8 protein-coding genes and 1 pseudogene are annotated in these 12,970 nt (G+C 72.0%); 3 read left to right on the plus strand and 6 right to left on the minus strand.

Features of this window, described 5'->3' with window-relative positions; genetic code table 11:
• Positions 1–56: 56 nt before the first annotated feature.
• From AB0E14_RS02205 to AB0E14_RS02215, 3 genes are read left to right on the plus strand one after another with little or no spacing between them, the layout of a single operon-like run.
• Positions 57–1,241, plus strand: coding sequence for a helix-turn-helix domain-containing protein (locus AB0E14_RS02205; RefSeq protein ID WP_362410503.1), 1,185 nt, complete (start codon positions 57–59; stop codon positions 1,239–1,241).
• A 36-nt stretch (positions 1,242–1,277) separates the two neighbouring features.
• Entirely contained in the window at positions 1,278–2,426 is a 1,149-nt protein-coding gene (locus tag AB0E14_RS02210) for a DUF1266 domain-containing protein (protein ID WP_362410506.1), read from the plus strand.
• Positions 2,417–3,595, plus strand: coding sequence for a DUF1266 domain-containing protein (locus tag AB0E14_RS02215; RefSeq protein ID WP_362410509.1), 1,179 nt, complete (start codon positions 2,417–2,419; stop codon positions 3,593–3,595). Before AB0E14_RS02210 ends, AB0E14_RS02215 begins: the two co-directional genes overlap by 10 nt.
• A 12-nt stretch (positions 3,596–3,607) precedes the next feature.
• Here the strand turns inward: AB0E14_RS02215 and AB0E14_RS02220 are convergent, their stop codons facing one another.
• From AB0E14_RS02220 to AB0E14_RS02245, 6 genes and pseudogenes are all read right to left on the minus strand, one after another.
• Positions 3,608–4,186 (minus strand): helix-turn-helix domain-containing protein, encoded by a 579-nt coding sequence (locus AB0E14_RS02220; RefSeq protein WP_362410512.1) that lies wholly within the window; start codon positions 4,184–4,186, stop codon positions 3,608–3,610.
• A gap of 85 nt (positions 4,187–4,271) precedes the next feature.
• Entirely contained in the window at positions 4,272–5,861 is a 1,590-nt protein-coding gene (serA, locus tag AB0E14_RS02225) for a phosphoglycerate dehydrogenase (RefSeq protein ID WP_362410515.1), read from the minus strand.
• Between the two features lie 237 nt (positions 5,862–6,098).
• Positions 6,099–7,100 (minus strand): ketol-acid reductoisomerase, encoded by a 1,002-nt coding sequence (gene ilvC / locus AB0E14_RS02230; RefSeq protein ID WP_362410518.1) that lies wholly within the window; start codon positions 7,098–7,100, stop codon positions 6,099–6,101.
• A 119-nt stretch (positions 7,101–7,219) separates the two neighbouring features.
• Entirely contained in the window at positions 7,220–7,744 is a 525-nt protein-coding gene (ilvN, locus tag AB0E14_RS02235) for an acetolactate synthase small subunit (protein WP_215065241.1), read from the minus strand.
• A gap of 32 nt (positions 7,745–7,776) precedes the next feature.
• Positions 7,777–9,654 carry an acetolactate synthase large subunit gene (locus AB0E14_RS02240; protein ID WP_362410521.1) on the minus strand — a complete coding sequence of 626 codons (1,878 nt, stop codon included), beginning with the start codon at positions 9,652–9,654 and terminating at the stop codon, positions 7,777–7,779.
• Between the two features lie 220 nt (positions 9,655–9,874).
• A pseudogene (locus AB0E14_RS02245) lies at positions 9,875–12,746 on the minus strand (EAL domain-containing protein).
• Between the last annotated feature and the right edge of the window lie 224 nt (positions 12,747–12,970).

The raw sequence follows: 12,970 nt of genomic DNA on the forward strand, positions 1-12,970 counted from the left end.
ACGCATCCGTGGGCGGCATCTCATACATATGTCTGAAGGGGTGCGAGAATGGCGCCGTGAAGGGCGATTACCAAGAACTGGTGGACGAGATCTCCGCGCTGCTCGGGGCGCCCGCGACGCTGGAGAACCGGGACTTCGGGCTGATCGCCTTCGGCGCCCACGACAGCGACGACGACACGGCGATGGACCCCGTCCGTACGCGCTCGATCCTGACCCGGAAGTCGACCCCGGCGGTCCGCGCCTGGTTCGAGGGCTTCGGCATCACCCGGGCGACCGGTCCCGTCCGCATCCCGGCCGCCCCCGACGCGGGCGTCTTCCGCGACCGCATCTGCCTGCCCGTACGCCATCGGGGCGTCGTCCTCGGCTACGTCTGGCTCCTCGATGCCGAGCCCGCGCCGACCCACGCCCAGCTGACCGCCGCCATGGAGGTCGCCACCCGGATCGGCGGCCTCCTCGCCGACGAGGAGCGCGCGGGCGCCGACCTCTCGCGCGAGCTGCGGGCCGCCCTGACGGCCGAGCGCGGCTGGCAGTACGACATGGCCCTCACCGCCCTGCGCTCGGCCCTGGGCGCGGACGCCGAGGGCCTGCACGCCCTGGTGTGCCTCGCGCCGTGGTCCGACGAGGACAGCCCCTCCTCCCGTACGGTCCCGGGGGCCGCGGTCCTGTGCACGGTGCCGTGGCGCGCTCCGGCGGGCGGCGAGCCCGGGCCGGGGGCAGCGGCCGGAGCGGCCTCGACGGGCCGCGCCCTCGCCGTCCTCGTCCGCCTCCGGGCCGCCGACAACCTCGCGCCCGCGGTGACCGCCGCCGAACGGCTCCGGGGCGCGGCGGGCGAGGGCGCCGTCACCGGGATCGCCTCGCCCCGCCGCGGGCTCGCGGACCTGGACGTCTCCTGGCGCGAGGCCACCGCGGCCGCCCGCACCGCGAGCGCCCAGCCGCACCTGGGGCCGGTCGCCGAGTGGGCCACCCTCGGCCCGTACCGCCTGCTCACCGCCCTCCCGCCGGCCGAGCCCGATCCCGCGGTCCGCACCCTGCTCACCCCCGCACACCACGAACTGGCCCGCACCGCCGAGGTGTTCCTCGACAACGCGGGCCAGGCCGGACGCACGGCGACCGCCCTCGGCATCCACCGGCAGACCCTCTACTACCGTCTCTCCCGCGTGGAACAGCTGACGGGCCTCGACCTCGACGCGGGCGAGGACCGCCTGTTGCTGCACATGGCCCTCAAGGCCGCCAGGCTCTGAGAACGGGCCGCGCCGACCGGTACATAGGATCTCCCCATGAACACGGGGAGTTGGACGGCACCGACGTACACCGAGCAGCTGCTGTACGAGGCCGGTGAGCGCGGGGACCGGGAGGCCGCCCTGGACGCCCTCGGGCGGACCCGCCTCTATGTGCTCCTCCCCCGGCTCCAGGCCGACGTGCCCGGCCACAGCCCGCCGCTCCCCCACCAGCGCGACAGGGCCGGCCTGCGCACCGTGGTGCCGGTCCTCACCGAGGGCATGCTCCCGCCGTGGCACCCGGAGTGGGTGTTCAAGCAGACCACCCTCGGCCGGCTCGCCGCGGCCTGGCCGAACGACCGGTGGCGGCTCGCGGTCAACCCGGACACCCCGTGCGCGACCGTCCTGCCGGCCAGGTCCGGCGACCGGAGGGCCTGGCGGGAGGCCGAGGCCCACGGCGGCGGGCCCGCGCGGCTGCGGCTGCTCACGCACGCCGGCGAGCATCTGCACGGGCCGGTCGCGCAGGCACTCGCCCTCGGCGCGCACCTCGCCGTCCTCAACGGCCTGGTGTGGAACCGGCTCGGCGCCCAGTACGAGGACTACCCGTCGGACGTCTCGCGGTTGCGGAACCCCTGGGCCGTCCACCAGCGCTCGGACGTCCGGGACAAGGTGCGGACGCTGATCGCGACCCGGCTCGTCGGCCGGGTCCCCGAGTCGGTCCTGGCGGTCCGGCGCCGGCTCACCGCCCGGCAGGGCGGCCCGCCCACGGCCGAGCAGTGGACGTCCGCCGTCACCGAGACGGCCGAGCGGGACGACCGCTGGGGCGAGGACCCGGCGGAGGCCGCCGAGTTCCTGCGCCGGATCACCCACTACGAGCACCGGTTCCGGGTCGACGGCCTGCTCCCGCCGGACGGCCGGGTCGACACCCTCGCCGCCTTCGACCACGGCCGGGCCGTGAACGTCGTACGGCTCGCGCTCGGCGCCCGCTACGTCGATCCGCAGGAGGCGGAGCGGTCCGTGCTCCAGGTCCTCGAAGCGGCCCGGCCCGTCTACCGCTCCTGGACGGAGTTCTCGCTCGGCTATCTGCTGGCCCGGCTGATCCACTTCGACGAGGGCGACCCGGAGCCGATGTACCAGGAGTCCCTGGCCATCCACCACGCCCTCACCCAGGACCCGTCGAGCCCCTACCGGAACATCCCATGGTCATGAACTTCCGCCGTTCCCGCACCGACCACGCCGCCCCGTGGATCCCGCCGTCCGAGACCGAGCAGCTGCTCCACGAGGCGGTGCTGAGCGGCGACCTCAGGGCGCAGCTACGGGCCCTCGCCGGCGCCGAACTCTTCATCGGCGCCCCCAAGGCGGAGGTCGACGCCGACCCGGACAGCATCTGGTGGCGCAGCCGGCCGGCGCCGAAGGGGCTCCGCGTCCGGCCGGTGCTCACCCGCGGCATGCTGCCGCCCTGGCACCCGGACTGGGTGTTCCACCAGGTGAACCTGCGCAGGATCGCCGAGTTCGAGTGGCGCGACCCGCGGGTCCTGCTCGCCGTCAACGGCGGCACCCCCGGCGAGCTGCTGCTGTCCGCGACCCCGGACCGCCGCGCCTGGTGGCTGCGCGCGTACGCCGAGGAAGAGCGGAGCACGAAGGGCCGGTTGGTCGCCCTGCGCAACGGCCCGCTGCACGGGCCGCTCGCCTTCGGTCTGGCCTGCGGCACGCATCTGGCGTTCGGCAACGGCGTCCCGTGGAACGACGTGGGCACGGCCTACATGGGGTACACGATCATCCTCGACACCCTCCGCGAGGGGTGGGGCGTCACCGAACGCGAGGGCTGGCGCAGGCAGTTGGACGCGCTGCTCGACGGGCGCAACAGCCCGCCGGAGCCGGACTTCGTCCTGCGGGTCCGCGAGGAGCTGCGGGTCGCCCGCGGCGCGGTCCCCTCCCCGGACGAGTGGCGCGAGACGGCCGCGGGACACGCCCAGGACCTGGGCGCGAGCCCCGCGACGGTGCGGGCGATCGAGGAGCTGGTCCGCCGCGTCCTGCGCTACGAGGCCCGGTTCCGCGCCGACGGGCTGCTGCCGCCGGACGGGCGGGTGCGCAGGACGGTCGCGTACGACTACGGGCGCGCGGTGAACGTGGCCCGCTGGGGCCTGACGGCCCGCTTCTGCGCGCCCCCCGAGGCCGAGCAGGCGATCGTGCACGCGGGGGCGCTCGCCCGCTCGGCCTACGGGTCGTGGGAGGAGTACTCGGCGGGGTACGCGCTGGGCCGCGTCCTGCGCTTCGACGGAGAGGAGTACGGGCCGTACCACGAGGACAACGTGGCCGCCCACCGCGCCCTCACGGAGCACGAGGGCAGCCCGTGGCGGAACATCCCGTGGCGCTGAGCCGGGTCGACGCTATCGGTCCCCCATCAGCACCTTGAGCCCCTCGGTCAGGTCGTCCGCCGTCGGGGCCGTCTCGGGGTCGACCATCCACTGGATCATCACGCCGGCGGCGAGCGCCTGACAGAGCAGACCCGCCACCCGGGCCTTCTCCGGGTCCGCGTCCGGGTCGAGGCCGAGGAAGACCTCCGCCATGCCCAACCTGCCCTCGCGCTGCGGCTCCTTGATGGCCTCGCGGAGCTTCTCGTCGTCGTCGAGGCGGGTGACGACCTCCGTCTGGAGCTTCCAGAGGGGGCGGCTGGCCTCGGCGGCGGCGATCACCTGCTCCCAGACCGCGTGGAAGCGGGCGTACGGGTCGGCCGGCAGCGTCTTCCTGTCCTCACCGCTGCCCGCGGGGCCGACGCGGTTGCCCCACTCCTCGGTCAACGCGAGGAAGGCCTGCTGGAGCAGGGCGTCCTTGGAGCCGTAGTGGTAGCCGATGGAGGCGAGGTTGGTGCCCGAGGCGGCGACGATGTCGCGGGCCGTGGTCCGGGCGTAACCCTTCTCCAGGAGGCAGCGCTTGGCGCCGTCGAGCAGGTCTTCCTTGTGTCCCATGACAGCACTGTACCCGGCCGCTAGACAGTCGTGTAAGACGCTTGTCTAGTGACCGGGTACGGGGTTGCTCCGGGCGGGAACCCGATCAGACCAGGTTGACCGAACGGGCCGACGCCGCGCCGATCTCGGCCGCGATCTCCGCGAGCACCGCCGCCGGGACCGTGTCGTCGACGGTGAGCACGACGAGCGCCTCGCCGCCCTCCTCCGCGCGCGCCACCTGCATGCCCGCGATGTTCAGACCGGCCTCGCCGAGGATCCGGCCGACGGTGCCGACGACACCCGGGCGGTCCTCGTAGCGCAGCACCACCATGTGGTCGGCGAGCGCCACGTCCACGTCGTAGTCGCCGACGGCGACGATCTTCTGGAGGTGCTTGGGGCCGGCCAGCGTGCCGGAGACCGCGACCTCCTCGCCGTTGCCCAGGGTGCCGCGCACGGTGACCACGTTGCGGTGGTCGGGGGACTCGCTGGAGGTCGTGAGCCGGACCTCGACACCGCGCTCCTGGGCGAAGAGCGGGGCGTTGACGTACGACACGGTCTCGTCGACCACGTCCTCGAACACGCCCTTGAGCGCGGAGAGTTCGAGCACCTTCACGTCGTGCTGGGTGATCTCGCCGTACACCTCGACGTCGAGCCGCGCCGCGACCTCGCCCGCGAGCGCGGTGAAGATCCGGCCGAGCTTCTCGGCGAGCGGCAGACCGGGCTTGACGTCCTCGGCGATGACACCGCCCTGGACGTTGACCGCGTCCGGGACCAGCTCACCGGCGAGCGCGAGCCGCACCGAGCGGGCGACCGCGATACCGGCCTTCTCCTGCGCCTCGTCCGTGGACGCGCCGAGGTGCGGGGTGCAGACGACCTGGTCGAGCTCGAAGAGCGGGGAGTCCGTGCAGGGCTCCTTCGCGTACACGTCGAGGCCCGCGCCCGCGACCCGGCCCTCCTTGAGCGCCGAGTACAGCGCCTCCTCGTCCACGATCCCGCCGCGCGCGGCGTTGACGATCCGGACGGACGGCTTGACCTTGTGCAGCGCCTCGTCGCCGATGAGACCGAGGGTCTCGGGGGTCTTCGGCAGGTGGACGGTGATGAAGTCGGCGACCTCCAGGAGCTCGTCCAGGGTCAGCAGCTTCACCCCCATCTGGGCGGCGCGGGCCGGCTGCACGTAGGGGTCGTAGGCGACGATCTTCATGCCGAACGCGGACATCCGCTGGGCGACCAGGACGCCGATGCGGCCGAGGCCGACGACACCGAGGGTCTTCTCGCTGAGCTCGACGCCCGTGTACTTGGAGCGCTTCCACTCGCCGTTCTTCAGCGCGGTGTTGGCCTGCGGGATGTTGCGCGCGGTGGCGACGAGCAGACCGCAGGCGAGCTCGGCGGCGGTGACGATGTTGGAGGTCGGGGCGTTCACGACCATCACGCCGGCCTTGGTGGCGGCGGAGACGTCCACGTTGTCCAGGCCGACACCGGCGCGGGCGACGACGCGGAGCTTGTTGGCGGCGGCGATGGCCTCGGCGTCGACCTTGGTCGCGGAGCGGACCAGGATCGCGTCCACGTCGGCGATGGCGGGGATCAGCTCGGCGCGGTCCGCGCCGTTGCAGTGCCGGATCTCGAAGTCCGGGCCCAGGGCGTCGACGGTGGCGGGCGACAGCTCTTCAGCGATGAGTACGACGGGTTTCGAGCTCACGTGAGTCCTCACAGATCCAGTGCGGACGGCCGTCCCGACGGCCGCATGCGGTGGAGGGGGCTTGCCGCGTGAAAGCGCACGACGCTGTGGGCCTGAACGCGAATGGTGTTGAGCAGTGTAGTGGTGCACTGGCGCGATTCATGCGCCTCGTTGGAAGGATCACCCGTCCGTGGTTGGACGGCCTGTCCAACGAAGTGGAGCGGGCCGGACACAGTGTCCGGCCCGCTCCGCCGAGGCTTACGCCTCCTCGTCGTTCACCCAGCTCATGAGCTTGCGCAGCTCCTTGCCGGTGGTCTCCAGGAGGTGCTTCTCGTCCTGGGTCTTGTACTCGTTGTACTTCTTCAGACCGCCGTGGTACTCGTCCATCCAGTTCTGGGCGAAGGTGCCGTCCTGGATCTCCGCGAGGACCTGCTTCATCTCGGCCTTGGTGGCGTCCGTGATGATGCGCGGGCCGGTGATGTAGTCGCCCCACTCGGCGGTCTCGGAGACGGACCAGCGCATCTTCTCCAGGCCGCCCTCGTACATGAGGTCGACGATGAGCTTCAGCTCGTGCAGGCACTCGAAGTAGGCGATCTCCGGCTGGTAGCCGGCCTCGACCAGGGTCTCGAAGCCCGCCTTGACCAGCGCGCTGGCGCCACCGCAGAGGACGGCCTGCTCGCCGAAGAGGTCGGTCTCGGTCTCCTCGGTGAAGGTCGTCTTGATGACGCCCGCACGGGTGCCGCCGATGGCCTTGGCGTACGAGAGCGCCAGGGCGAAGGCGCCGCCCGTGGCGTCCTGCTCGACCGCGGCGATCGCGGGGACGCCGCGGCCCTCCTCGTACTGACGGCGGACCAGGTGGCCCGGGCCCTTGGGGGCGACGAGCGCGACGTCGACGCCGGCCGGGGGCTTGATGAAGCCGAAGCGGACGTTGAAGCCGTGGGCGAAGAAGAGGGCCTTGCCGTCCTTCAGGTGCGGGGCGATGGACTCCTCGTAGACCTTGGCCTGGATCGGGTCCGGGATCAGGATCATGATGACGTCGGCCTCGGCCGCGGCCTCGGCGGGCGTGACGACGCGCAGGCCCTGCTCCTCGGCCTTGGCCTTGGACTTGGAGCCCTCGTGCAGACCGACGCGGACGTCGACACCCGAGTCACGGAGCGACAGCGCGTGGGCGTGCCCCTGGCTGCCGTAACCGATCACCGCGACCTTGCGGCCCTGGATGATGGACAGGTCGGCGTCGGCGTCGTAGAACAGCTCGGCCACTGGATTTCTCCTTGATGTGCTGGTGTTGCGTCCCACCGTACGGCGGGGAGCGGGAGGAAGGTTTTCGGGTCTCGCCTGGCGGACCGCCGCGGTGGACGGCGGCCGGCCGGGGTCGACGGTCAGGCGCTGCGGTCGAGGGCCCGCAGGGAGCGGTCGGTGATGGACCGCGCACCACGCCCTATGGCGATCGTGCCGGACTGCACGAGTTCCTTGATGCCGAACTGCTCCAGCATCTTGAGCATCGCGTCGAGCTTGTCACTCGAACCGGTGGCCTCGATGGTGACCGCCTCGGGCGAGACGTCCACGGTCTTGGCGCGGAACAGCTGGACGATCTCGACGATCTGGGAGCGGGTCTCGTTGTCGGCGCGGACCTTCACCAGCACGAGCTCGCGCTGGATCGCAGCGCTGGGCTCGAGTTCGACGATCTTCAGGACGTTCACCAGCTTGTTGAGCTGCTTGGTGACCTGCTCCAGGGGCAGGTCCTCGACATTCACCACGATGGTGATGCGGGAGATGTCGGGGTGTTCGGTGACACCGACGGCGAGCGAGTCGATGTTGAACCCGCGCCGGGAGAAGAGCGCGGCGATCCGGGCGAGGATGCCGGGGGTGTTCTCCACCAGGACGGAGAGCGTGTGCCTAGTCATGTGCGTCGTACCTCTTCCTACGGCTCTCGGTCTCAGTCGTCTTCGTTGTCGCCGAAGTCGGGGCGGACGCCCCGGGCGGCCATGACCTCGTCGTTGGAGGTGCCGGCGGCGACCATCGGCCAGACCTGGGCGTCCTCGTGGACGATGAAGTCGATCACGACCGGGCGGTCGTTGATGGCGTTGGCCTCTTCGATGACCTTGTCCAGGTCGGCCGGGTCCTCGCAGCGCAGCGCGACACAGCCCATGGCCTCCGACAGCTTGACGAAGTCGGGGATACGGGTGCCCTTGCGGGGCGCCGTGCTGGCGCCGACCTGGGAGCCGGTCGCCTCGTGGCCCGTCTCGTCGGCGTGCAGGACGGTGGAGGAGTAGCGCTGGTTGTAGAAGAGGGTCTGCCACTGGCGGACCATCCCGAGGGCGCCGTTGTTGATGATGGCGACCTTGATCGGGATGTTGTTGAGCGCGCAGGTGACCAGTTCCTGGTTGGTCATCTGGAAGCAGCCGTCGCCGTCGATCGCCCAGACAGGGCGGTCCGGCAGGCCTGCCTTGGCGCCCATGGCGGCCGGGACCGCGTAGCCCATGGTTCCGGCGCCGCCGGAGTTCAGCCAGGTGGCCGGCTTCTCGTAGTCGATGAAGTGGGCGGCCCACATCTGGTGCTGGCCGACGCCGGCCGCGTAGATGGTGTCGGCGGGGGCGAGCTGGCCGATGCGCTGGATGACCTGCTGCGGCGAGAGGCTGCCGTCCTCCGGCAGGTCGTAGCCGAGCGGGTAGGTCTCGCGCCAGCGGTTCAGGTCGCTCCACCAGGCGGTGTAGTCGCCCTTGTTGCCCTCGGCGGCCTCGGCCTGGACGGCCTGGACCAGGTCGGCGATGACCTCGCGGGCGTCACCGACGATCGGGACGTCGGCGGCGCGGTTCTTGCCGATCTCGGCCGGGTCGATGTCGGCGTGGACGATCTTGGCGAACGGCGCGAAGCTGTCCAGCTTGCCGGTGACGCGGTCGTCGAAGCGGGCTCCGAGGGCGACGATCAGGTCGGCCTTCTGCAGCGCGGTGACGGCGGTGACCGCACCGTGCATGCCCGGCATTCCCACGTGCAGCGGGTGGCTGTCGGGGAACGCGCCCAGCGCCATCAGGGTGGTGGTGACGGGGGCGCCGGTGAGCTCGGCGAGGACCTTCAGCTCGGCGGTGGCGCCGGCCTTCAGGACACCGCCGCCGACGTAGAGGACCGGCCGCTTGGCGGCGGCGATCAGCTTGGCGGCCTCGCGGATCTGCTTGGCGTGCGGCTTGGTCACCGGGCGGTAGCCGGGCAGGTCGGTCTGCGGCGGCCAGCTGAAGACCGTCTTGGCCTGCAGGGCGTCCTTGGCGATGTCGACCAGGACCGGGCCGGGGCGGCCGGTAGAGGCGATGTGGAAGGCCTCGGCGATCGTCCGCGGGATGTCCTCGGCCTTGGTGACCAGGAAGTTGTGCTTGGTGATCGGCATCGTGATGCCGCAGATGTCCGCCTCCTGGAAGGCGTCCGTGCCGATGGCCTTCGAGGCGACCTGACCGGTGATCGCGACCAGCGGGACGGAGTCCATGTGGGCGTCGGCGATCGGGGTGACCAGGTTGGTGGCGCCCGGGCCCGAAGTGGCCATGCACACGCCGACCTTGCCGGTGGCCTGGGCGTAGCCGGTGGCCGCGTGGCCCGCGCCCTGCTCGTGGCGGACCAGGATGTGGCGGACCTTCTGCGAGTCCATCATCGGGTCGTACGCGGGCAGGATGGCGCCGCCCGGAATGCCGAAGACGGTGTCGGCCCCTACTTCCTCGAGAGAACGGATGAGGGACTGCGCACCCGTGACGTGCTCGACGATGGTGGCGGACTGTCCGCCGTTACGGGTCCGCGGCTGCGGATGGTGCCCGGTGGCCTGCTCGGTCATCAGCATTCTCTTCTCGAAGCAGAGGGTCTTTGCGGGGGTTTTGCCAGAGTTTGGGGTGAGCCGGTGCAACAAAAAACCCCTCGTGCCGTCAGGCAAGCGAGGGGAGCGCGTCGGGTGCGTTCAAGCCGGGCCTTCAGGCCCTGCTTCAGCCGACGCGCTTTCCAAGTACGAGAATTCGGGTGCGCATGGCACTGACCCTCCCCCCGACCCACTACCAGTGTCAAGTGGGTGGGACGGGCGTCTCATTATTTGAGCGGATCGGGGGACGCGGGGAGCCTCTCCCCGACCGGAACGGCCGCCCCACCAGGGAGCGGGTACTCGTCCCTGACGAGCGCGCGGCGCAGCCGGTACTCGTCGAGCGGGCCCGAGAAGGCCATGCCCTGGCCATGGGTGCACCCCATGGCACGCAGGGCGAGGACCTGCTCGGGGACGTCCACGCCGTCGGCCACGGACTGGAGCCCGAGGTCCGAGGCGATACGGAGCAGCCCGCTCGTGATCTTACGGAGACGGGCGGATTCGACCACCCCCTCGACGAGCCCTCTGTCCAGTTTCAGTACGTCGACGGGGAGGCGGCGGAGCGCGTTGATCGCCGCGTAGCCGCTGCCGAAGCCGTCGAGGGCGATCCGTACGCCGAGCCGGCGCAGGGCCACCAGACGCTGCTCCAGGTCGTCGAAGGAGACCCGGGGGTCGCTGTCGGCCAGCTCGATCATCAGAGAGCCCGAGGGGAGCCCGTGGCGGGTCAGCAGCGCCTCGACGGAGCCGAGCGGCAGGGAGCGGTCGAGCAGCCGGCGGGCGGGGAGCCGGACGGAGACCGGGGTCCGGTGGCCGAGCTCGGCCCGCTCGGCGGCCTGCTCGACGGCGTGCTCCAGGAGCCAGCGGCCGAGCTCGGCGATGCGCTCGCCGTCGTCGGCGACCCGCAGGAACTCGGCGGGGGTGAAGAGGATGCCCTGCGCGGAGCGCCAGCGTGCCTGGGCGGCGACGGCGGTGATCCGGCCGGTGGCGAGGTCCACGACGGGCTGGTGGAGCAGGGCGAACTCGCCGTCGTCGAGCGCGGTGCGCAGCCGGGTGGCCAGTTCGGTGCGGCGTACGACCTCCGCCTGCATCTGCGGGGCGTACATCTCGACCCGGTCCTTGCCCGCGGCCTTGGCCCGGTACATGGCCAGGTCGGCGTTGCGCAGCAGCTCGCCGGCGCTGATGCCCGGCTCGGCGAAGGCGACGCCGATGGAGGCGGCGACCCGCACCTCGTTCCCTCCGTCGACGCGGTACGGCTGGGAGAGCGTGAGGCGCAGCCGGTCGGCGATCTCGTGGACCTGGCACTCGCGGGCCACGCGGTCCCGTGAGCCGTCGCCGAGGATGAGCGCGGCGAACTCGTCACCGCCGAGCCGGGCGGCGGTGTCGCCGGCGCGCACGGAGTCCTGGAGGCGGCGGGCGGCCTGGACGAGCAGCTCGTCACCGGCCTGGTGGCCGAGGCGGTCGTTGACGCCCTTGAAGCCGTCGAGGTCGATGAAGAGCACGGCGGTGCCGGGGTCGGAGGCGCGGCGGCCCGCGAGCGCCTTGCGGACGCGCCGGGTGAACAGCGAGCGGTTGGGCAGGTCGGTGAGCGGGTCGTGCTCCGCGTTGTGCTGCAACTGGGCCTGGAGGCGGACCCGTTCGGTGACGTCCCGGCTGTTGAAGATCAGCCCGCCCTGGTGGCGGTTGACCGTCGACTCGACGTTGAGCCAGTCGCCGCGGCCGGAGCGGAAACGGCACTCGATCCGGGTGGTCGGCTCCTCCGAGGGAGGAGTGGCGAGAAAGCGCCGGACCTCGTGGACGACCCCGCCGAGGTCCTCGGGATGGATGAGCGAGGCGAGTTCCTCGCCGATCAGGTCCTCGGCCTCCCGGCCGTAGACCCCGGACGCGGCGGGGCTGACGTACCGGAGTATGCCGGTCGGCGCGGCGATCATGATCACATCGCTGGAGCCCTGCACGAGGGACCTGAAGTGGTTCTCCTGCTGGGCCAGTTCATGGGTGAGGGCGATGTTGTCGAGGAGCATGATGCCCTGGCGGACGACCAGGGCGAGCACGACCGTGCAGCCGGTGAGGACGACGACGCGGTCCACTCTGCGTCCCTCGACGACGTTGTACAGGATGCCGAGGGTGCAGACCGCGGCGGCGAGATACGGGGTGAGGGCGGCCAGCGAGCCCGCGATCGGGCGGCTGTGGTGGCGCTGTGCGCGCGCCGCCGCGGAGCCGGGGGCGGGCGAGGTGCGACTCGCCCCCCAGGGGGCGTACGCGAGCAGCAGCGAGCCCGCGAACCAGCCGGCGTCGAGGAGTTGGCCGGAGGTGTAGTTCGCGCGGAGCAGCGGGGAGGTGAAGAGCGCGTCGCACAGCACGGTGAGCGCAAGGGCGGCGATGGCGGTGTTGATCGCCGACCGGTTCAGGTGCGAGCGGCGGAAGTGCAGGGCCAGGACCATGCTGACGAGAACGATGTCGAGCAGCGGGTAGGCGAGGGTGAGCGCGGCCCTGGCGACGCTCTCGCCCTCGAAGTGGGCGGTGTGCGCGAGGGCGAGGCTCCAGGAGAGGGTGAGCAGCGAGCCGCCGATGAGCCAGGCGTCGAGCACGAGGCAGACCCAACCGGCCCGGGTGACGGGCTTCTTGGCGAGGACGAGCAGGCCGACGATCGCGGGCGGCGCGAAGAGCAGGAAGAAGACGTCGGCGAAGGAGGGACTGGGCACCTCCTGGCGGAGCACGACTTCGTACCACCCCCAGACTGCGTTCCCGGCGGCGGCCATCCCCGAGGAGAAGGCGAAGAGCAGCCAGGCGGGGCGGAAGCGGCTCTCGTGCACGCGCGCGTAGAGGAAGCAGGAGACGGCGGCGGCCAGGGCGGCGGCGCTGAGGCCGAAGTCGCCCATGATCAGGGCGAGTCGCTCGGAGCCCCAGCCGAGTGCGGCGCCGGTCGCGTACCCCGCGCAGATGAGTCCGAGGACGACCTGGGTGAGGATCACGGGGCACCCGGAGCGCACGGGTCCCGGCCGGGCCCGCCCCGGTCCGGCGGCGGCTCCGCGCGCGCCCGTGACGCGCCCGCGCTCGATCAGCGCACCGGGGGCGGTCATCGCCCCCGCCGGCCTTCCGTGGGCGTCGGCACGCGAGGGCACGGTAACGCGATCGGCGCCCGGGACCGTGTCGGCGCTGCGCCGGTCGGTCTGGGCGGGCAGGGCGGTGGTCCCGCCCGGCCCTCGGAGGTGGCCGCCGTGCGAGGGCTGCCCGGTGCCGTCGTCGCGGGCGAGGGTCGTCGACGGCGGCGCCGCCGCGTCGGATCGTCGGTCCATCGGCCGTA

The sequence above is a fragment of the Streptomyces sp. NPDC047981 genome, from assembly GCF_040653315.1.
In the GTDB taxonomy this organism is placed as follows: domain Bacteria; phylum Actinomycetota; class Actinomycetes; order Streptomycetales; family Streptomycetaceae; genus Streptomyces.

Excerpts from the sequence above, each read along its gene's own strand:
- AB0E14_RS02215 (WP_362410509.1), top strand. The coding sequence starts at position 2,417 with ATGGTCATGAACTTCCGCCGTTCCCGCACCGACCACGCCGCCCCGTGG.
- AB0E14_RS02220 (WP_362410512.1), bottom strand. The coding sequence starts at position 4,186 with ATGGGACACAAGGAAGACCTGCTCGACGGCGCCAAGCGCTGCCTCCTG.
- AB0E14_RS02210 (WP_362410506.1), top strand. The coding sequence starts at position 1,278 with ATGAACACGGGGAGTTGGACGGCACCGACGTACACCGAGCAGCTGCTG.
- ilvN (WP_215065241.1), bottom strand. The coding sequence starts at position 7,744 with ATGACTAGGCACACGCTCTCCGTCCTGGTGGAGAACACCCCCGGCATC.
- AB0E14_RS02240 (WP_362410521.1), bottom strand. The coding sequence starts at position 9,654 with ATGACCGAGCAGGCCACCGGGCACCATCCGCAGCCGCGGACCCGTAAC.